This is a genomic window from Limnohabitans sp. (assembly GCF_040401495.1).
Classification (GTDB): Bacteria; Pseudomonadota; Gammaproteobacteria; order Burkholderiales; family Burkholderiaceae_C; genus Limnohabitans.
The window spans coordinates 202,083-221,164 of record NZ_JBBAOI010000001.1 but is presented as its reverse complement, the minus strand read 5'-3'; the positions used below and the strand labels follow the sequence as shown (position 1 = coordinate 221,164).

Below are 19,082 nucleotides of genomic sequence, written 5' to 3'. Positions count from 1 at the left end.
AAGGCTTAGGTTCACAATGTATGCCCATGAGAGGCAGGTAATAAAGGCAGTCAGATGAGTTCATTGTTAAGCAGTATTGATTCCCCCGCGGATTTGCGACGTCTGTCCACTGCGCAACTGCGCCCTTTGGCTGACGAGTTGCGTTCTTTTGTGTTGGAAAGCGTGGCTAAAACAGGCGGTCACCTCAGCTCCAACCTGGGCACGGTTGAACTCACTGTGGCGCTTCATTACGTGTTTAACACCCCCCACGACCGTTTGGTATGGGACGTGGGTCACCAAACCTATCCGCACAAAATCTTGACTGGCCGTCGTGATCGCATGAACACTTTGCGCCAGTTGAATGGCGTGGCGGGTTTTCCTAAGCGCGACGAAAGCGAATTTGATGCTTTTGGCACAGCGCATTCCTCTACCAGTATTTCAGCCGCACTGGGCATGGCCTTGGCGGCCAAGCAAAAGGGAGAGCAACGCCGCTGTGTGGCCATCATTGGCGACGGCTCTATGACGGCTGGCATGGCGTTTGAAGCGCTGAACAACGCAGGTGTGTCTGACACCAATTTGCTGGTCATTCTCAACGACAACGATATGTCTATCAGCCCACCCGTGGGTGCGCTCAACCGTTATTTGGCGCAACTCATGAGCGGGCGTTTTTACTCCGCCGCCAAAGAGGTGGGCAAGCAGGTCTTGAAAAATGCACCACCCTTGTTTGATTTGGCAAGGCGTTTCGAGCAACAAGCCAAGGGCATGGTGGTGCCCGCTACCTTGTTTGAGAAGTTTGGCTTTAACTACATTGGCCCCATCGACGGCCACGACCTCGATTCGCTCATTCCGACACTGGAAAACATCAAGCATTTAAATGGTCCACAGTTTTTGCATGTGGTCACCCGCAAAGGCCAAGGCTATAAGCTGGCCGAGGTTGACCCCATTGCCTACCACGGTCCCGGCAAATTCGACCCCAAAATCGGTTTGATCCCCCCTGCCACTGCGCCCAAACAAACCTTTAGCCAAGTATTTGGTACTTGGCTATGCGATATGGCGGCTGTGGACCCCAAATTGGTGGCCATCACACCCGCCATGCGCGAAGGGTCGGGCATGGTGGAGTTCCACCACCGCTTTCCCGACCGCTATCACGATGTGGGCATAGCCGAGCAGCATTCGCTGACTTTTGCCGCAGGCTTGGCTTGCGAGGGCTTGAAGCCGGTGGTGGCGATTTACTCCACGTTCTTGCAACGCGCCTACGACCAACTCATCCATGATGTGGCTTTGCAAAAACTTCCCATGGTGCTGGCGCTGGACCGCGCAGGCATTGTGGGCGCCGACGGCCCAACCCACGCAGGTGTGTACGACATCCCCTTTCTGCGCTGCATTCCGCAGGTCAGCATCGCCTGCCCAGCAGATGAAAACGAATGCCGCATGTTGCTCAGCACTGCACATGCACAAGACCATACCGTGGCGGTTCGCTACCCACGCGGTGCGGGTGTAGGCACCCCCATGAGCACTGGTTTGCCCACGCTGCCTTTTGGCAAAGGGGAAATACGTCGCCAAGGCAAAGGCGTGGCGATTTTGGCCTTTGGCACCATGCTGTACCCCGCTTTGCAAGCTGCTGAAACACTCAATGCCAGCGTGGCCAATATGCGCTGGGCCAAGCCTTTGGACACCGAGTTGCTGCTGCGCATTGCTGCAAGCCATGAGGCCCTGGTCACCGTGGAAGAAGGTGCGCTGATGGGCGGTGCTGGCTCAGCTGTGCTGGAGGCTTTACAAGATGCGGGCCTCACCATTCCCTTCTTGCGCATAGGCGTGCCCGATGTGTTCACAGAACACGGCGACCCGCAAAAAATTCTTTCCTCTCTAGGCTTGGATGCGCAGGGCATTGAAGCTGCCATCAAACAACGCTTTGCTCAGTTTCTAAAACCCGCAGATGTCGCAGGAAATCCCAGTTTGAAACTGGTGGGCTGATACACTCGTCCTGCAAACTATTTACTCTTTGGAGACACAAGCATGGATCGTCGTTCTGCTCTTAAAAACGCGGGTATTTTGGGTGTGCTTGCCGCTGGCACTGCCCCCGCTGTGCATGCCCAAGCCGCTATTCGTTGGCGCTTGGCTTCAAGCTTTCCCAAGTCGCTTGACACCATTTACGGTGCTGCTGAAACCTTTGTGAAAAAGGTTGGCGAACTCAGTGGTGGTAAGTTCGTTATTTCTTCCCACGCAGCGGGTGAACTCATGCCCCCGTTTGGCGTGGTCGATGGTGTGCAAAACGGCACTGTGGAAGTTGCGCACACTGCCCCCTATTACTTTTTTGGCAAAGACGAAACCTTTGCTTTGGGTTGTGCCATTCCCTTTGGCTTGAACAGCCGTCAAATGTCTTCTTGGATGTTCCAAGGCAATGGCTTGAAACTCATGCGTGAGTTTTACAAGCAATACAACATCGTCAATTTCCCTGGTGGCAACACCGGTGTGCAAATGGGTGGTTGGTACCGTAAGGAAGTTAAATCGGTGGCCGATATCAAGGGCTTGAAATTTCGCGTGGGTGGCTTTGCAGGAAGAGTCATCGAACGCATGGGCGGTGTGCCACAAAACATCCCTGGCGGCGAGATTTACCAAGCCTTAGAAAAAGGCACCATCGATGCGGCCGAGTGGATTGGCCCCTACGACGACCAAAAATTGGGCTTTAACAAAGTGGCGCCGTTTTACTACTACCCAGGTTGGTGGGAGGGTGGCCCGCAGTTGGATATCTTCATCAATGACAAGGCCTACAACAGCTTGTCGGCAGAAAACAAAGCTATTGTGGAATGTGCTGCGGCCTTCGCCCACGTGGAGTGTCAAGCCAAATACGATGCCCGCAACCCTGTGGCCTTGAAGCAATTGGTGGCCAGCAAAACCAAAGTTCTGCCGTTCCCCAAAGACTTGATGGACTTGGCATTCAAGGAGTCCATGGCTTTGTACGATGAACTCAGTACCAAAAATCCCAACTGGAAAAAAGTCTATGAAGACTATTCCTCTTTCCGACGTGAGCAAAACCTCTGGTTCCGTTTTGCCGAAGCGTCTTTCGATCGTTATATGCAAAGCGTCAAACTCTAAAAGGATGCCATGACTCTCTCTATGTACCAGGCCAGTGTGCCACGCATCGTCAATATGCTGACGAATTTAGACCATCTCTTAGACAAGGCCTTGGTGCATATAGAAAGCAAGAAGTGGAGTGAGGCTGCTTTGACGCAGTTTCGTCTTTACCCTGACATGCTTCCCATGACTCGTCAGGTACAAATTGCCTGCGATACCGCCAAGGGTGTGGTGGCACGTTTGGCAGGGGTAGACATACCTGCTTACGAAGACAATGAAGTGAGCTTTGCGGACTTGAAGCAGCGCATCGCAAAAACCATGGCTTTTGTTAATGGCTTCAGCGCCGCGCAAATCGACGGCACCGAAGACAAAGACATTGTCACCAAACGGGGTGATGTGGAAACCCATTACAAAGGCATGCAGTTTTTACTCAACCATGCCATGCCCAATATTTACTTCCATGTCACCACGGTCTACACCATACTCAGGCATAACGGCATTGAGATTGGCAAGCGAGATTACTTAGGCAAGGTATAAAAAAAGGCACCCGCGGGTGCCTTTTTAACTTTGTGCTGAAAACAGGTGTTTCAGTACACAAAAATCGGGTTCACAATGGCTTGAACCGAACCGGTGGTGCGGTGTGGGCCAACGGTGAGCATGCCTTCATAGACGCCATCTTTCAGAGCTTGCTGGGACACCACATTCTCCAAAATGAAGATGCCGAATTCAGCCAACAAGATTTGATGCACGTGGAACACTTGGCCTTCGTTCTCAAAAGGAACGACTTCCAAGCCCCAAGTGTCTGAACCGACCATGGCCACACCCAAGGAAGCCAAGTAGCGGGCACCTTGAACACCCAAGCCAGGGTGGGCTGCGCCATTGCGCTTGTCATCCACGCCCAACAGTTTGTGCCAGCCGGTATAGAAAATCACCACATCGCCTTTGTTGATTTTCATATCACCTTGGCGCTTCAAAGCAGCTTCGATTTCAGGCTGATTGAAAGGTGTTCCCTCGGGGATGATGTCTTTATCCATGAGTGCTGTCATGTCCAACAGCACAGCGCGGGTGGCTACACCTGGGAAGGTTTCAATGCCGAATTTCTTCAAGCCACTGACGCCAGTCACTTCGATGCCGGGTGTGCAGTTATAGAAGGTGTTGTCAATGCCGATGTGACCCAGTCCATCCAGCTGTGTACCAATGCCCACCCAAGTTTGCAAAATGTCATCGTGGTAGCTGAGTTTGGTGTTACCCAGTGTTTGACCGTTTTCTTGGCCTGGCCTGACGATGGTCATGGAGTAAGTGCGTGGTGGGAAAGCCGGCGTCTTGGTATTGGTCTCAATCGCCATGGCCATTTTCTTGCCTTGTTTGATCAGCTTGGTGGCCGCCAAAATATTGTCCTTGGTGATGTTGTTCAGAGCGCCGATTTGGTCGCCTGCACCCCACTTGGATTTGTGGCAACTTTCATACGCAAAGGCGCTGCCCATGGACAAAGTACCCAAGAGGGCGCTTGCCAAGAAAGCAGCAGCAATTTTTTTGATCTTCATGAATTGACTCCGTTGTTGGGCCCGTTGATGGGTGAAATCTGCACATCAGGTCGGGCCGCAGACCCTGACAGGCATTGAACAACGATACGCTGAACTTCTTGTTCGCCTTGGGTGGGCGTTTGGCGTTTTTCACGTGTGAAATTGGAATTGCAATCGCTTTCGGCCGCGAGTACTTGGCCCATGCGAGGCATAAAACCTATGTACCAAGTCGGGTCTTGCATTTGCAACTGTGCTTGGTTGTGGCTGATGGGTTGGCTCAGCTGCACATCGAATTCAAAGTAAATACCGCCTTGAAAACCGCGACCGCCATCTCTTGCAGAAAAGTTACGCACCTCGAAGGGCAAGGGCGCTGCGCTTTTGCCATCTTCAATGGTTAAAAAATAGTTGTAGGGTTGCATGAGCGGGCTGTTGCTGTCCGCGAAGGCCTGCAATTCATCGGGGTCGAGCACGCCGTTTTGGTTTAAATCGATGTTTTCGCGGACCTGAAGACTGCTAGGCGCATCCATTTGCCAGCTGATGTGAAAACCACGCAAAGCACCATTGGCCAGCAAGGGCTGGATTTGGTAGGCCAAGCGCAAATGGGGGTGGGCCATGGCCAATCCCTGCCACAGCAAGCCTGCAAGCAGGCAAAACCCATACATGGAAGAAGAACGCAAAAACACACCCTGTCTGAAGATGATTAATTAAATAATTTAAATTGACTATCAAGACTTTGCAAGCCATACAAACCCGAAAGCAGGCAGGATAAACCCGAATAGTTGCGCCACACCATGGCGCCCCCGACAGGAATCGAACCTGTATCTAGCGCTTAGGAGGCACTCGTTCTGTCCATTGAACTACGGCGGCGGGTGGCGTAGTTTAAGGTGCGCTTGGGTAATGCACTGCTATTGCCAAAACCCTTTCGGACACGGTTATTTATGACTTTCTATATCAACCACATACAAAATAAGTTAATGCGAATAGGAGTGATTCTCATTTAGAATAGAGTAGTCTTTTACTCTTCGGGATCAAAAATGCACAGTTATCGTCCTTCTCATCAGCTTATAAAGCTTGCTACTCTGGTCTTTTTTTTATCATATGGAAATGTATTCGCAGATGTAGAGGTTGCAAGTGGTGTCAGCCTTTACGGCGTTTTGGATCAAGGGTTTCAAAGTCAATCTTTAACAAACCCCTACACCAATGCGAGCTCTACCTATCAAGGTTTATTTGCTTCAAGCGGCACAAGTCGATTCGGATTTAAAGCCTCACGCGATCTGGGAGACGGTATCAAAGCCATTGCCCAAGCAGAACTCGAACTTGCACCTGACTCATCAACCCTTGTTCCAAGCAGTAATCGTCAAGCATTCGTTGGATTTGAAAAGGGGAATTTCGGGTCAGTAATTCTGGGAACCATGGAAACCACCGCCTATGAAGTGTGGGGAATGGATGCTAACGGGCGCGTTGAATACAAGCCACAAGTGTGGAGAACATTGACATCAGTCGCATTACAAGATCGAGCAAACAATTCAATTAAATTCATCTCTCCCGCGTATTCGGGTTTCACGGCACACGTCATGAAGAGTTTTGCTGAAAAATCGTCCGCCGCTTCGGTTTCAGCACCAACAGCAGGAAGTGCCAATACATTTTCAGAGATTGCTTCCATCGGAATTAAATACAAAGAGGACAAGGTGTCAGCCGTATGGGTTCATGATCGAACAAGCTATATTCATCAGGCATACAGGTTTGCTGGTGTCACCAATTCAGGTGTATCAGCGTCTAATGTTCCCAATTACGGAGATACCGATAAAACTACTTACAACACACCGCTTGTTTATGGAAGTGCAAGCCTTGCAAGCGGTTACACGGAACCAACAAAACGAAATATTTTTGCAGCCAGTTACAAGCTTGAAAATACTGTTGTCAATTACATCTATGGAAAATCCTACCAAGAGCAGGGTGGCAGCAACTCAACCTCTACGGTAGGTGTACGACAAGCATACAAAAAACTTTCATTGGCGCTGAGTTATGGCAATGGAACAATCTCCAGCCCTGCAACAATATCAAATACAAGCTATAAATATGCAGCTAGCGGAAAAACTTCCGATCTGACCTTGGGTGCATATTATTTCTTCGACAAATCTATACACGCCTACTTCATATTCAGCAACAGCACATCAAGGGTGGCATTTTATGAAGGACAAAACAAAACTGTTTCGCTGGGAGCAAGGTATAACTTTTAACGGATGAATTAATGAAGACAATAACCGATTGTGTTTGTTGACTAAGAAAGCGATAGTTCTATTCAACGAAATATGGCGGAGGGTACTGTAGTTAAGGGTTGCTTTTCAGGCTTCAGTATCGGTGCTTAGCTAAACTCTATGGCTGCTAAATGACTTATCATAGGCTCCCCATCTTCCGAACCTTTGAGTGTCAGAGGGAAAATCCAAATTTTAGAAATAAAAAATGCAAGACTTACAGTCGTTAGAACAAGCAAAATCATTTTTCATAAGCGGTTTAGAGAAATTAAATAGTAATAATTTATCTGGCGCTGAAATTGATTTTGAAACATCGCTGAAATTTGCTCCAAATAGGCTAAGTACACTAATTAATTTATCTATTGTCTTAATTAAATTAAAAAAATTTGAAAATGCTGAAAAGCTAATTAATGAAGGGTTGTTGCATCACCCCAAAAATAAAGAATTACTAATGGGTTTGGTTGAAATATATGAAAAATTATTAATTAATAAGCCAGAATTTTCGCAAGCTCACGTTAAATTAGGGAATGCATATAGTGAATTAAATATGTACGAAGAGTCACTCACGGCATATAAAACTGCACTTGCATTAGAGCCTATTTTGGCAGAAAATTATGATTACCGTGCAAATAAACTGGAAAGTTTAAAAAAATATCAAGAGGCATTGTCAGATTACGATGCTGCAATTCAAATAAATTCTGATTATTCAGACGTTTTCTCTCATAGCGCAAACACATTGGAAGAACAAAACCGTGTCTTGGCTAGCAGTTATCTCGATCATGGAAATATACTGAAAGATATAAAACGTTTAGATGAGGCATTATCTAGCTATGATCGTGCGATTAAGATAATACCTAATTATGTGGAGGCTTACACCAATCGCGGTATTGTACTAAGAGAGTTAAAGCGTTTAGATCAGGCGGTGGCCAGCTATGATCGTGCTATTGAGATAAATCCTGATTATGCGGAGGCATACTCCAATCGCGGTATTGCACTAAGAGAGTTAAAGCGTCTAGATGAGGCAGTAGCCAGCTATGACCGTGCTATTAAGATAAAACCTGATTATGCAGAGGCTTACTCTAATCGTGGAAACGCACTGAAAGATTTAAAACGATTAGACGAGGCAATCGCCAGTTATGACCGAGCTATTCAAATTAATCCAAATTATGCTGAAGCGTATTATAACCGCGGTGTTTATTTGAATGAAATAGAACAACTCGAACAGGCATTAGCCAGTTATGCTTTAGCTATTAAGATAAATCCTAGTTATGCTGAGGCATACACTAATAAAGGAGTCGTGTTACAAGAATTAATGCTAACAGATGAAGCTATGTCCAGTTATGACACGGCAATTGTTTTAGACCCAGAATATGCAGAGGCATATCATAACAAAGCAATGCTATTGTTATTGAATGAAAATTTAAATGACGGATGGTTTTTTTATAAATGGCGATGGAAAATTAAAGATAAATATTCAAGAGTATTTCATACAAAAATTCCCTACTGGGATGGGCGATCTTCTGGCAAACAAATAAAAATTCTTTTTTGGGGGGAGCAGGGCATAGGTGATGAAATATTTTATTTCGGCATGTTGAAAAACTTCACTGAAATTAATGCACAAATTTCAATTGCTGCGGATAATAGATTACATTCACTATTCAGGCGTTCAATGCCTGAGGTGGAGTTTATCGACAGTAAAAAAATTGATATTGAATGCGATGAAAACTCATTTGATTATCAAGGCCCGATGGGCGATATAGGTCTTTTATGCTCAGTTGATAAAGTTATAGAACATAAACTGCCAAAGCCCTTTTTGAATATAAATAAATTGCGAAACAGTGATATTAAAAATAAAAATAATATTTTCAACAAGAAAATTGTATGTGGTTTATCTTGGAAAAGTGCCAATCATAATATTGGGTTATCAAAAAGTATTGACTTGATTGATTTATCTCCTCTGCTTTTAATAGAGAACTTGGAATTTGTTTCTTTGCAATATGGTTCAACAAAAGATGAGATTGAATTTGTCGAAAAAAATATTGGAAAAAAAATCCATACTATTGACGGCTTAGACCTCTATAACGATATAGATGGTTTGGTGTCATTGATTGATAGTTGTAATTTCGTAGTTACTACCAGTAATATTACAGCTCATTTGGCTGGGTCAATTGGCAAAAATGGAATGGTTTTATTGCCCTTTTCGAAAGGAAAAATTTGGTATTGGCATTCTGGTGAAGGTCAAAGTGTTTGGTATCCCTCATTAGAGCTTGTATCTCAAAAACAAATGAATGACTGGACTCATCCGATTACCAAATGTAAAGAATGGACATTAGAGCAACTCTCATTTTGACCTGCCTTCCCTAAATTGCCGTAACACGCGATAGTTAAAGTTTCAAGTTGGGGTTAGAGCGAACGCAGGGAGGGTTTCAGGAGCGCACCACAGGCAAACCGCTTACGTAGCCCACAGCTGATTGTTGGTTGATGCCACCCCAGTTACTGCTGATGGCAGACATGAGTTCGACAGAAAGGGTTTTGCCGTTAAGAGTGCCCGTTCCTGTGGTGGCGTTGTAAGAGTAGTCACCGGCGTGTTGAAAAGCCGTCATCACATAGGCATGACCATTGATATTGTCTACCGCTTGCAAACCAGTGCACTCAGCACCTGCTGGTGTTGACAAAAGCTTGGAGAGCTGCTGCGTATCCACGTTGTACGCCCAAACATAGTTGTTCAAGTGTCCTGAGCCATCTTCGCCCACAAATAAAGTTCGCATAGATTCAGAAAATTTCACATTGTCGGGTTGAGCAATTTTCAGAATATTGGCGTTGTTGCCGTCTGCATCTGTGGCGATGTTCTCGCCGAGCAAGCCCTTGGGTACATAGAAGTTGGTGGGCACCCAAGCACTGGGTATGGGGCTGCCTGTGCTGTCAGCTTGACCTGCGCTTAACTGAGCGGCGTACACCGCACCTGGGCGCAGCGAAGCCAATTGAATGTCGTCTACATTGGGAAGTGTGGTGGCCGTTTGTTCTGGGCCTGCCAACATGGTGGTTTCTATGCGTGAAACTGCGAAATAAGCAATTTTGTCTTTGGCATTGACGTCCAATCCTTCTAGCTTGGTGAGCTCCATGGTCACGCCTGCAATTGCGGCATAACGATGGGTTTCCAAAAACGCGGCGGCCTTGTTTTGCTGAGGTAAAACCTTTACCCACTGGTAGCCCCAGCCATCCAAGGCCATCTTGGTGTAACTTGAATCGGTGGGGTCGGTGAAACGCACATCCAAAATATCTTTGGGTGACAGTGAATCAGCCAAGGCTTTGATGTCTTTACTGCTGGCGCTCCCCAGCTTGATCCAACTCAGTTTGAAGGTGCCGCCATAGGTGGCGCTTGTTTGTTCCATTTTGGCGCCATACAAGCTGCCAGATGACAAGTCGCCCGCAATGTCCGCGATAAACATGAACAGGGCGCCACCGGTGTAATCGTCACCCATCAACACGGTTTTTTGGTCGGGCATGACTTGCACCAACTCACGTGAGATTCTGCCTAAGCAATAGTGTTTTTGGATGCTTCCCGTGCCGTCAGGCTTGACCGTGACTTCGGGTACATGGCCATAGTGGTAAGGGTTGGCGGTGGTGCTGGCCTCGGGGGTGTTCGGCGCATCCAAGGTGTTGCGGCTGAATTCAAAGAACTTAGACAAACTGGTGTTTGCCAATGACAAATGAGAAGCTCTCCAACCGGTTAGCTCTGCTGCAGCCAAGGCAGAACCTTTGGCTTTTCTAATCATCACCAACCAAGCATCAGGTTCGTACTCTTCGCTAGAGATATGCGTATTCCAAGGGGAGAGACTGCCAGCGCAGGTGGTCCACAAACCATGAACTGCTTTGGTAGGCATAGGGTAGTGGTATTTGACGCTCAGTGCACCTGTTTGGGGGTTCTGGGTCAAGGTGGTGATGGATATCGGGCAGGGCAAGGTGCCATAAATGGCTGATCCAGCCACATTAACCGACTTGTATTCATACTGTGTAACCAAAAACAAGGTGTTGCCGTCTATGCCGGGCACCGAGGGGTTGGCGAGTTTGATCAGGGACTGGCCGTCGACGCAGTCGGAAAACATTTGCTTGCCATCGGTGTCCAAAATAGGAGTGACGCCGTCAGGGCGTGTGTAGCCAGCAGCCAGGATGTTTCCCCCGCCTGCCGCAGGCGGTTTGGTCAAGGTTTGACCTGTGCGAAACAGTTCCACAAACGACAAGGCCTGTGCTGACTTGACAGTGTTGTCACTGTAGGTAATGTCTATGGTTGCATCGGTGAACACCATCGCCTGTTGCGCCACAGTAGACGGGTTGCTTGACGAATTGAACTTGACCGCTGTTGCATAAGGTTTTGATTCAGCTGCCATGGATGGCAAGGCAAACAATGAACCACCCGCCAAAAGCGCGGGGCTGGTGCCCAACAGTTGAAGAAAATGTCTGCGGGCCAAGTGGGGGGTCATGTGATTTTTCAAGAGACTCATCCAAGGGGGTAAAAGTTGAACTGTAAATTTTCAATGTGACGGGAAAAAGAATTATTTGCTTAGCATTCGCATGGCGTCTTCCAATCCCTTGAGGGTCAGCGGAAACATGCGGTTGCTGACCATCTGCTGGATGATGCTGATGCTTTGACGGTACTGCCACACGCCCAAGGGTTCGGGGTTGATCCAAGCGAACTTAGGATAGGCGTGGGTTAAGCGTTGCAGCCATTCCGCGCCAGCTTCTTCATTGTTGTATTCCACGCTGCCACCGGGCTGCAAAATTTCATAGGGACTCATGGTGGCGTCGCCCACAAAAATCAGCTTATGGTCTTTGTTGTACTTGCGAATCACATCCCAAGTGTCAAACTTTTCGGCAAATCGACGGCGGTTGTTTTTCCACAAAAAGTCGTAGACACAGTTGTGGAAATAGAAAAACTCCAAGTGCTTGAACTCGCCTTTGACTGCTGAAAACAGCTCTTCCACCCGCGCCACATGTTCGTCCATGGTGCCGCCGACATCCATCAGCAACAGCACCTTCACATGGTTGTGGCGCTCAGGGCGCATCTTGATATCAAGGTAACCCGCATTCGCTGCCGTGCTGCGGATGGTGTTGTCCAAATCGAATTCCTCTTCAGCACCTTCACGGGCAAAGCGGCGCAAACGGCGTAGCGCTACTTTGATATTGCGCGTGCCCAGTTCAACGGCGTCGTCGTAGTCTTGGTAAGCACGCTGTTCCCATACTTTGATGGCGCTTTTATTGCCGCCCTTGCCACCAATGCGAATGCCTTGCGGGTTGTAGCCGCCGTTGCCAAAGGGCGAGGTGCCGCCTGTGCCAATCCATTTGTTGCCGCCTTGGTGGCGCTCTTTTTGTTCTTCTAAACGCTTCTTTAAGGTTTCCATCAACTCGTCCCAACCCATTTTTTCGATGGCGGCTTTTTGCTCGGGCGTGAGTTCGTTTTCCAAGGTTTTCTTCAACCACTCCAGAGGCACGTCGGCGGTGAAGTCGGTGAGCATTTCAACACCTTTGAAATACGCGCCAAAGGCTTTGTCGAACTTGTCGAAATGCTTTTCATCCTTCACCAAAATCATGCGACTGAGGTGGTAAAAATCGTCCATGCTGCTGGCGTCGCTGTTGGGCCCGACCACATTGGCCTGCAAAGCTTCCAAAAGTGTCAGGTATTCCTTGACCGACACTGGCAATTTGGCCGAGCGTAAAGTGTAAAAAAAGTCGATCAGCATGGGGGGATCTAGCGGTTACGGCTTTGCATGAACACCAGTTTTTCAAACAAGGTGACGTCTTGTTCGTTTTTCAACAAGGCGCCCACCAAGGGCGGGACGGCCACTTTGTCGTCTTGGGTTTGCAGTGCAGCCAATGGAATGTCCTCGGCCACCAGCAGTTTGAGCCAATCCAGCAGTTCTGAGGTAGAGGGTTTCTTCTTCAAGCCCGGCAAGCCGCGCACGTCGTAAAAGGTTTTCAGGGCGGCAGCCAGCAGGTTTTTTTTCAGGTTGGGGAAATGCACATCGATAATTTGCCGCATGGTGTCGGCCTCGGGAAATTTGATGTAGTGGAAAAAGCAACGGCGTAAGAAGGCGTCGGGCAGTTCTTTCTCATTGTTGGATGTGATGAACACCAGTGGGCGGGTTTGTGCCTTAATCAGTTCACGGGTTTCGTAGCAATAAAACTCCATGCGATCGAGTTCACGCAGCAAGTCGTTGGGGAACTCGATGTCCGCTTTGTCGATCTCATCGATCAGCAGTGCCACGGGTTCGGTGGCGGTAAAGGCTTGCCACAAAACGCCTTTGACAATGTAGTTTTCGATGTTTTTCACCCGCTCGCCGCCATCTAGGTCGGACATTTGGCTGTCACGCAGACGACTGACCGCATCGTATTCGTATAGACCTTGCTGCGCTTTGGTGGTGGACTTCACATGCCACTGCAGCAAAGGCATACCTAAGGATTGCGCCACTTCCTCGGCCAACATGGTTTTGCCGGTTCCTGGCTCACCTTTGACCAAAAGGGGGCGTTTCAAAGTGATGGCGGCATTGACCGCCAGCATCAGGTCTTGGGTGGCAACGTAGTTATCGGTTCCTGAAAATTTCATGGGTGAATACCTTTTATGTTTCCGACACGGAGCTTACAAACCGCATCGATATAATCTTTCGAGTTTCTTTTCATGATTGTCAGTCCAAAATGATCAAGCTCATCTCATCGGTTTTCATGGTTTTTGTCGCCTCGGCGACCTCAGTGGCTTATGCCCAAGACGCAGCAGGGGACGCCAAAGCCGGTGAAGCCAAAATTGCCATGTGCATTGGCTGTCATGGCATCAAAGGTTACCAAGCTTCTTTTCCTGAGGTCTACAAAGTTCCCAAAATTTCAGGCCAAAGCGCTGCTTACATTGTGTCAGCCCTGACTGCATACCAAAAAGGCGAACGCAAACACCCCACCATGCGCAGCATTGCAGCTTCTTTGACTGCCAAAGACATGGCTGATATTGCTGCTTATTACGAAACGCATGGAAAAGACGCTTCTGTCACCTTGCCTGAGAAAGTGACAGAGGCCTCTGCCAGCACAACTGCACTGCTGGCCAAAGGTGCTTGCACTTCTTGTCACGGTGCAAATTTGAACAAGCCCATGGTGCCTGGCTATCCCAAGATTGCTGGCCAACACAAAGACTATCTTTACGTCGCTCTCAAATCCTATAAACAAGACAGCCAAGCCACTTGGGGGCGTTCCAATGGTGTGATGGGCGGCATTGCCAAACAGTTCAGCTTGGCTGAACTCAAAGAATTGGCTGCTTACGTCAGCAGCCAGCAGGGCGAGTTGAAAACTGTTCCTCAGTCTAAGTTCCGCTGAACCCTCTAAGCGATACAGAACAGCCCACGCAAGTGGGCTTTTTTGTGCCTGTCAGTCGCTGGTGGCTCGCCTTTGTACGGCATCGATATAGGCTTGCCCATCGGGTGGACGACCACTGCGTTGGCTCTCCCACAACATGGTACCCAAACACGCCATCACCTCGTGGTGGGCGTCATGCAAGTTGTTGCGTTTGGCTGCCAGTAACTCAACCGCTTGCCGAATGCCGCGTGGTTGGTCGATAGAGCATTGCTCGCTAATGGAAACATGCATGGACAAATGCAAAAACGGGTTGGTCTTTCCATCGTCCCCCTTGAACTGCTTGGCAAGCGCAGTATCCATGTCCGATAAATCGGTGGCGTACTCGGGATGCTCGGCCACCCACAAGCCAGCCAGCGTTTCCAAAGCATCGGTCAACTGATGGCTTTGCTGCTTGGCATAGACTTGGCAGAAGAACCGCCTGACATCTTCTTGGGAAGGATTAAACATGGCTTGTATTGTTAACCAGAGACCCGCATGAACCACGCTTTCATTTGTGACGCTATCCGAACCCCTTTTGGCCGATATGGCGGTGCTTTGTCCTCGGTGCGAACCGATGATTTGGCCGCTGTGCCCTTGAAGGCCTTGATGGCGCGTAACCCCAAGGTGGACTGGGCGGCTGTAACAGATGTGCTTTTTGGTTGCGTCAACCAAGCGGGTGAGGACAACCGCAATGTGGCGCACATGGCAAGCCTTTTGGCTGGCTTGCCCTTGGAAATTCCGGGAGCCACCCTCAACCGTTTGTGTGGATCTGGCATGGACGCCTTGGGCACCGCCGCCCGTGCCATTCGTGCAGGTGAGGCCAGTTTGATGATTGCTGGTGGCGTGGAAAGCATGAGTCGAGCACCCTTTGTGATGCCCAAAGCCGAAGCCGCTTTTGGGCGCAACCCGCAAATTTTCGATACCACCATCGGCTGGCGCTTCGTCAATCCCTTGATGAAAAGCATGTACGGCGTGGACGCCATGCCCGAAACCGCCGAGAACGTCGCAACCGATTACAAGATTGAGCGAGAAGCGCAAGACCGCATGGCTTTGGCCAGCCAAATGAAAGCCGTGGCAGCGCAACAAGCGGGCATCTTGGCGCAAGAAATCACCCCCGTCACCATCCCGCAGAAAAAGGGCGACGCCGTTCTGGTGGACAAGGATGAACATCCCCGCGAAACCAGCTTGGAAGCCTTGGCCAAACTCAAAGGCGTGGTGCGACCCGATGGTTCGGTGACCGCAGGCAATGCATCGGGTGTGAACGATGGTGCTTGTGCCATTTTGTTGGCCGATGAAGCCAGTGCCGCCAAGCATGGCTTAACGCCTCGTGCCCGTGTGGTGGGCATGGCAACTGTAGGTGTACCCCCGCGCATCATGGGCATAGGCCCTGCACCCGCCACCGAAAAAGTGCTGGCGCTCACCGGTTTGACACTGGCACAAATGGATGTGATTGAACTCAACGAAGCCTTTGCCGCCCAAGGCTTGGCAGTACTGCGCCTGTTGGGTTTGCAAGACGACGACCCCCGCGTCAACCCCAACGGGGGCGCGATAGCTTTGGGGCATCCATTGGGCGCATCAGGCGCACGTTTGGTGACCACCGCAACCAACCAACTGCAGCGTAGCGGTGGACGCTATGCCCTGTGCACCATGTGTATTGGGGTGGGGCAGGGGATTGCCGTCATTATTGAGCGGGTTTAGGGCTTATTGCTCGACAAAAGCCCGCTCCACCACAAAGTCACCCGGTGTGGTGGTATTGCCTTCCTTAAAGTGGCGTTCTTCCAGCATGGTCTTGAGGTCTTTGAGCATTTGCGGGCTGCCGCATAGCATGACACGGTCGGTCTCGGGGCTGAGCGCGGGTAGACCTAAGTCGCTGAACAATTTGCCTGAAGCAATCAGATCGGTCATGCGGCCTTGGTTTCGGAAAGGTTCACGGGTGACCGTGGGGTAGTACAGCATTTGGGCGCTGACCATTTCGCCCAAAAGTTCGTGCTGAGGCAATTCTTGGGTGAGGTAGTCGTGGTAAGCCAACTCTTTCACCTCTCGTACACCATGCACCAAAATGACTTTTTCAAAGCGCTCATAGGTTTCGGGGTCGCGGATGATGGACATATAGGGCGCCATACCCGTGCCGGTGCCCAGCAAATACAGGTTTTTGCCAGGCAGCAGGTAGTCGATCAGCAAAGTGCCTGTGGGTTTGCGGCCCACCACAATTTTGTCGCCCACTTGAATATGTTGCAGCTTGGAGGTGAGGGGGCCGTCAGGTACCTTGATGCTTAAGAACTCAAGGTGCTCTTCGTAATTGGCACTGACGATGCTGTAGGCCCGCAGCAAGGGCTTGCCGTCTACACGCAAACCGATCATGGTGAAGTGGCCGTTGGAGAAGCGCAAAGCCATGTCACGGGTTGTGGTGAAGCTGAACAACCGGTCGGTCCAATGGTGAACAGATAAGACGGTTTCGTCGAGAAAGGCGCTCATAGCGGGTAAGTTAACTTTGGTAAAACCGACGATTTTAGTTGAGCCGTACTGCTCGTTTGCAACTAGGCGCTAGACTGGCCCATCTTCAGACAGACAAAGCAGGTCGTTTCATGAAAATATTCAATGATTTACAAGATTTAATGGCCTGCATCGGCCAAGACGTGGCTGTGAGCGACTGGGTGACTGTCACGCAAGAACAGATCAATTTATTTGCCCAAGCCACGGGCGACCACCAATGGATTCACACCGATGCTGACAAAGCCCAAAGCGGCCCGTTTGGCACCACCATTGCCCATGGTTTTTTAACGTTGTCTCTGTTGCCTCAATTTTTTGAGTCTTCTTTTGATATCCAAGGCTCTCGCATGGGCATCAACTATGGTTTGAACAAGGTGCGCTTTACCGCCCCCGTGCCGGTGAACAGCCGCTTGCGTGCCCATATGCATTTGCTGGCCTGTGAAGCCATCGACAACAACGGCATGCAAATGACTTGGAAAGTCAGCGTTGAGCGTGAAGGCTCGGACAAGCCTGTGTGCGTCGCGGAGTCCTTGGTACGCCGCTACCCTTAAAGCGTGGGCAAGGCAAAGCCGTTTTGCCGCCATGCCTCATAAACGGTGATGGCCACGGCGTTGGAGAGGTTCAAGCTGCGCTGCCCAGCCAACATGGGCAAACGCAATACGTTCTGCGTTAGAAAAAAAGCCCTTACCTCGGTTGCCAAACCGCTGGTTTCAGCACCAAACACCAACCAATCGCCCACTTGAAAAGCACTTTCATACAACGATGCCTTGCCGTGGGTGCTGAGGGCAAAGCAACGTGATACATCGGGTTGCTCGGCATCCACAAAGGCTTGCCAGCTGGCATGGCGTTTGACGCTGGCGTACTCGTGGTAATCCAAGCCGGCGCGGCGCATTTGCTTGTCTTGCATGGAAAAGCCCAGCGGTTCAACTAAATGCAAACTGCAACCCGTGTTCGCCGCCAAACGGATGATGTTGCCGGTATTAGGCGGAATTTCAGGTTGAACCAAAACGATGTGAAACATGAGGTCTTTCTTTGAAGTCCGCATTGTGGCTTGCACTAAGCCGGTGTTCGGGCCAGCACCACTGCTTCAACCTGCTTGACACCTACGGCCTGTAAGACCTGTGTACAAGCAAGCAGTGTGGTGCCGGTGGTCGTCACATCGTCCACCAACACCACTTTGGCGCCGCGCAACATCTGCAAAAACGCGGGGTTAACCATGAAAGCATGCTCTAGATTGATCAGTCTTTCTTGGCGAGACAAACCCGATTGGGCAGGTGTGTTGCGACAGCGAATCAGCGCTTGCCCCAAAGTACGCTCAGGGCAAAGTTGCTTGGCCAACAGCAGGGCTTGGTTAAAGCCACGCTCTCGCAAGCGTTGGGCTGACAAAGGCACAGGTACCACGAAGTCGCAATTGTTCAAACTTTGGGCTATGGCAGGGGTGGAGCGCATTTGCTGGGCCAAAAACTTCGCTAAACCCGCTTGTTCCTCGAACTTGAAAGCAGAGATGAGATCTTTCCAAGGCGAGACATACAGTCTTGCGGCCACCCAGCTTGCGCTACTTTCATTTGCCGTGTCATGACCTAAGCGGGAACAGTCAGGGCACAATGCTTGCCAAGCCCATTGGCCACAGGCTCGGCAAAGCCCTGGCAATGTGGGGCGAGGCCAAGCAAAGTGGCTGAGCCGTTTTAGGTATGCTGATGGGGCGCGAGTCATACCTGCCATCTGAACAAAGTTCTCTCTTCATGTCTGTGAAATCGTCACTTCAAAAAAGTGAGCTGCTCCCCCCGCTAGACCCTGTCGCCGCTAAGCGCTGGCAGCGACTTGTCGCGCAAAGCCCCCCTGCATGGCTGCATGAAGAAGTGGCCAAGCGCATGGCGCAGCGCTTGGTATTGATGCGCAGCCATCCCAAGCACTGGGTTCATTGGCAACCCAGTCTGGGCGGTTGGGCTGCCCAAGCCCTGGTCAGCCAGCAATACCCACAAGCCCTTTGTACGGTGGTCGAGTCGGATGTGCAAGTTTTGTCTCAAGCGCGACAAAACTTGACGCCGCCTTGGTGGAAAAGGTGGCGAACCCGTGTACCTCGCTTTGCCTTGTCGCTGGACCAGCCCGCACGAATGGTGTGGGCAAATATGGGCTTGCATATGCAGGCACGGCCTCAAGCTCTGATGGCACAGTGGCAAGGTGCGTTGGCGCCCGAAGGTTTTGTGATGTTTTCTTGTTTGGGACCAGATACATTGCGCAGCCTGAAGGGGATTTATTCACAACAGGGTTGGCCGCCTGCAGCGCATGACTTCACCGACATGCACGATTGGGGCGATATGTTGCTTGAGGCTGGCTTTGCCCAGCCCGTGATGGACATGGAGCACATCACCTTGACCTACCCCGACGC

General features: G+C 50.0%; 18 protein-coding genes and 1 tRNA gene. 9 read left to right on the top strand and 10 right to left on the bottom strand.

Features of this window, described 5'->3' with window-relative positions:
- The first annotated feature begins 54 nt into the window (after positions 1 to 54).
- Genes dxs through AC9UEO_RS01140 form a run of 3 tightly spaced genes read left to right on the top strand, consistent with a single transcriptional unit; the run spans position 55 to position 3,591 of the window.
- Complete coding sequence (gene dxs / locus AC9UEO_RS01150; protein WP_509528785.1) at positions 55 to 1,953, top strand: 1-deoxy-D-xylulose-5-phosphate synthase; 1,899 nt, start codon at positions 55 to 57, stop codon at positions 1,951 to 1,953.
- Between the two features lie 42 nt (positions 1,954 to 1,995).
- Positions 1,996 to 3,075: a TRAP transporter substrate-binding protein gene (locus tag AC9UEO_RS01145; RefSeq protein ID WP_509528783.1), complete on the top strand. Its 1,080-nt coding sequence runs from the start codon at positions 1,996 to 1,998 to the stop codon at positions 3,073 to 3,075.
- A 9-nt stretch (positions 3,076 to 3,084) separates the two neighbouring features.
- A complete protein-coding gene (locus AC9UEO_RS01140; protein ID WP_509528780.1) occupies positions 3,085 to 3,591 on the top strand; it encodes a DUF1993 domain-containing protein in 507 nt (168 codons plus the stop codon).
- 50 nt (positions 3,592 to 3,641) lie between these two features.
- On the opposite strand, the gene AC9UEO_RS01135 is transcribed toward AC9UEO_RS01140, so the two are convergent.
- From AC9UEO_RS01135 to AC9UEO_RS01125, 3 genes are all read right to left on the bottom strand, one after another.
- Positions 3,642 to 4,598, bottom strand: a complete 957-nt coding sequence (locus tag AC9UEO_RS01135; protein WP_509528777.1) for a cyclase family protein — start codon at positions 4,596 to 4,598, stop codon at positions 3,642 to 3,644.
- Positions 4,595 to 5,254, bottom strand: coding sequence for a DUF1007 family protein (locus AC9UEO_RS01130; protein ID WP_509528775.1), 660 nt, complete (start codon positions 5,252 to 5,254; stop codon positions 4,595 to 4,597). The genes AC9UEO_RS01135 and AC9UEO_RS01130 overlap by 4 nt, the downstream gene beginning before the upstream one ends.
- A 115-nt stretch (positions 5,255 to 5,369) precedes the next feature.
- Positions 5,370 to 5,444, bottom strand: a tRNA-Arg gene (locus AC9UEO_RS01125).
- A gap of 167 nt (positions 5,445 to 5,611) precedes the next feature.
- On the opposite strand from AC9UEO_RS01125, the gene AC9UEO_RS01120 reads away from it, so the two are divergent.
- Both AC9UEO_RS01120 and AC9UEO_RS01115 read left to right on the top strand, forming a co-directional pair.
- A complete protein-coding gene (locus AC9UEO_RS01120) occupies positions 5,612 to 6,817 on the top strand; it encodes a porin (RefSeq protein ID WP_509528773.1) in 1,206 nt (401 codons plus the stop codon).
- A 223-nt stretch (positions 6,818 to 7,040) separates the two neighbouring features.
- The gene (locus tag AC9UEO_RS01115; protein ID WP_509528770.1) at positions 7,041 to 9,182 is read left to right on the top strand and encodes a tetratricopeptide repeat protein; all 2,142 of its coding nucleotides are present in this window, start codon (positions 7,041 to 7,043) and stop codon (positions 9,180 to 9,182) included.
- A 76-nt stretch (positions 9,183 to 9,258) separates the two neighbouring features.
- Here AC9UEO_RS01115 and AC9UEO_RS01110 read toward each other — a convergent pair whose 3' ends face one another.
- The 3 genes from AC9UEO_RS01110 to AC9UEO_RS01100 form a co-directional block, all read right to left on the bottom strand.
- On the bottom strand, positions 9,259 to 11,313 hold the full coding sequence (locus tag AC9UEO_RS01110) for an alkaline phosphatase PhoX (RefSeq protein WP_509528767.1): 2,055 nt from the start codon (positions 11,311 to 11,313) through the stop codon (positions 9,259 to 9,261).
- Between the two features lie 72 nt (positions 11,314 to 11,385).
- Positions 11,386 to 12,570, bottom strand: coding sequence for a vWA domain-containing protein (locus AC9UEO_RS01105; protein WP_509528764.1), 1,185 nt, complete (start codon positions 12,568 to 12,570; stop codon positions 11,386 to 11,388).
- An 8-nt stretch (positions 12,571 to 12,578) separates the two neighbouring features.
- Positions 12,579 to 13,433 (bottom strand): AAA family ATPase, encoded by an 855-nt coding sequence (locus AC9UEO_RS01100; RefSeq protein ID WP_509528761.1) that lies wholly within the window; start codon positions 13,431 to 13,433, stop codon positions 12,579 to 12,581.
- Positions 13,434 to 13,522: 89 nt separating this feature from the next.
- On the opposite strand from AC9UEO_RS01100, the gene AC9UEO_RS01095 reads away from it, so the two are divergent.
- On the top strand, positions 13,523 to 14,185 hold the full coding sequence (locus AC9UEO_RS01095; protein WP_509528758.1) for a c-type cytochrome: 663 nt from the start codon (positions 13,523 to 13,525) through the stop codon (positions 14,183 to 14,185).
- A gap of 51 nt (positions 14,186 to 14,236) precedes the next feature.
- Here AC9UEO_RS01095 and AC9UEO_RS01090 read toward each other — a convergent pair whose 3' ends face one another.
- Positions 14,237 to 14,671 carry a DUF1841 family protein gene (locus AC9UEO_RS01090; RefSeq protein WP_509528756.1) on the bottom strand — a complete coding sequence of 145 codons (435 nt, stop codon included), beginning with the start codon at positions 14,669 to 14,671 and terminating at the stop codon, positions 14,237 to 14,239.
- Positions 14,672 to 14,698: 27 nt separating this feature from the next.
- On the opposite strand from AC9UEO_RS01090, the gene pcaF reads away from it, so the two are divergent.
- On the top strand, positions 14,699 to 15,901 hold the full coding sequence (gene pcaF / locus AC9UEO_RS01085) for a 3-oxoadipyl-CoA thiolase (RefSeq protein WP_509528753.1): 1,203 nt from the start codon (positions 14,699 to 14,701) through the stop codon (positions 15,899 to 15,901).
- A gap of 3 nt (positions 15,902 to 15,904) precedes the next feature.
- Here pcaF and AC9UEO_RS01080 read toward each other — a convergent pair whose 3' ends face one another.
- Positions 15,905 to 16,678, bottom strand: a complete 774-nt coding sequence (locus AC9UEO_RS01080; protein WP_509528750.1) for a ferredoxin--NADP reductase — start codon at positions 16,676 to 16,678, stop codon at positions 15,905 to 15,907.
- Between the two features lie 110 nt (positions 16,679 to 16,788).
- Between AC9UEO_RS01080 and AC9UEO_RS01075 the strand changes: the two genes are divergently transcribed.
- Positions 16,789 to 17,244 carry a MaoC family dehydratase gene (locus tag AC9UEO_RS01075; RefSeq protein ID WP_509528747.1) on the top strand — a complete coding sequence of 152 codons (456 nt, stop codon included), beginning with the start codon at positions 16,789 to 16,791 and terminating at the stop codon, positions 17,242 to 17,244.
- On the opposite strand, the gene AC9UEO_RS01070 is transcribed toward AC9UEO_RS01075, so the two are convergent.
- Together AC9UEO_RS01070 and AC9UEO_RS01065 are read right to left on the bottom strand one after the other, a co-directional pair.
- A complete protein-coding gene (locus AC9UEO_RS01070) occupies positions 17,241 to 17,714 on the bottom strand; it encodes a tRNA (cytidine(34)-2'-O)-methyltransferase (protein ID WP_509528745.1) in 474 nt (157 codons plus the stop codon). The two genes, AC9UEO_RS01075 and AC9UEO_RS01070, sit on opposite strands and share 4 nt — an antisense overlap.
- Before the next feature lie 35 nt (positions 17,715 to 17,749).
- The gene (locus AC9UEO_RS01065; protein ID WP_509528742.1) at positions 17,750 to 18,238 is read right to left on the bottom strand and encodes a ComF family protein; all 489 of its coding nucleotides are present in this window, start codon (positions 18,236 to 18,238) and stop codon (positions 17,750 to 17,752) included.
- A 197-nt stretch (positions 18,239 to 18,435) separates the two neighbouring features.
- On the opposite strand from AC9UEO_RS01065, the gene AC9UEO_RS01060 reads away from it, so the two are divergent.
- A partial coding sequence (locus AC9UEO_RS01060) for a class I SAM-dependent methyltransferase (protein ID WP_509528740.1) occupies positions 18,436 to 19,082 on the top strand: 647 nt, incomplete at its 3' end.

What these genes read in the sequence shown, in the direction of transcription:
- dxs (WP_509528785.1), top strand. Translation starts at nt 55, where the DNA reads ATGAGTTCATTGTTAAGCAGTATTGATTCCCCCGCGGATTTGCGACGT.
- AC9UEO_RS01145 (WP_509528783.1), top strand. Translation starts at nt 1,996, where the DNA reads ATGGATCGTCGTTCTGCTCTTAAAAACGCGGGTATTTTGGGTGTGCTT.
- AC9UEO_RS01140 (WP_509528780.1), top strand. Translation starts at nt 3,085, where the DNA reads ATGACTCTCTCTATGTACCAGGCCAGTGTGCCACGCATCGTCAATATG.
- AC9UEO_RS01135 (WP_509528777.1), bottom strand. Translation starts at nt 4,598, where the DNA reads ATGAAGATCAAAAAAATTGCTGCTGCTTTCTTGGCAAGCGCCCTCTTG.
- AC9UEO_RS01120 (WP_509528773.1), top strand. Translation starts at nt 5,612, where the DNA reads ATGCACAGTTATCGTCCTTCTCATCAGCTTATAAAGCTTGCTACTCTG.
- AC9UEO_RS01115 (WP_509528770.1), top strand. Translation starts at nt 7,041, where the DNA reads ATGCAAGACTTACAGTCGTTAGAACAAGCAAAATCATTTTTCATAAGC.
- AC9UEO_RS01110 (WP_509528767.1), bottom strand. Translation starts at nt 11,313, where the DNA reads ATGACCCCCCACTTGGCCCGCAGACATTTTCTTCAACTGTTGGGCACC.
- AC9UEO_RS01105 (WP_509528764.1), bottom strand. Translation starts at nt 12,570, where the DNA reads ATGCTGATCGACTTTTTTTACACTTTACGCTCGGCCAAATTGCCAGTG.
- AC9UEO_RS01100 (WP_509528761.1), bottom strand. Translation starts at nt 13,433, where the DNA reads ATGAAATTTTCAGGAACCGATAACTACGTTGCCACCCAAGACCTGATG.
- AC9UEO_RS01095 (WP_509528758.1), top strand. Translation starts at nt 13,523, where the DNA reads ATGATCAAGCTCATCTCATCGGTTTTCATGGTTTTTGTCGCCTCGGCG.
- AC9UEO_RS01090 (WP_509528756.1), bottom strand. Translation starts at nt 14,671, where the DNA reads ATGTTTAATCCTTCCCAAGAAGATGTCAGGCGGTTCTTCTGCCAAGTC.
- pcaF (WP_509528753.1), top strand. Translation starts at nt 14,699, where the DNA reads ATGAACCACGCTTTCATTTGTGACGCTATCCGAACCCCTTTTGGCCGA.
- AC9UEO_RS01080 (WP_509528750.1), bottom strand. Translation starts at nt 16,678, where the DNA reads ATGAGCGCCTTTCTCGACGAAACCGTCTTATCTGTTCACCATTGGACC.
- AC9UEO_RS01075 (WP_509528747.1), top strand. Translation starts at nt 16,789, where the DNA reads ATGAAAATATTCAATGATTTACAAGATTTAATGGCCTGCATCGGCCAA.
- AC9UEO_RS01070 (WP_509528745.1), bottom strand. Translation starts at nt 17,714, where the DNA reads ATGTTTCACATCGTTTTGGTTCAACCTGAAATTCCGCCTAATACCGGC.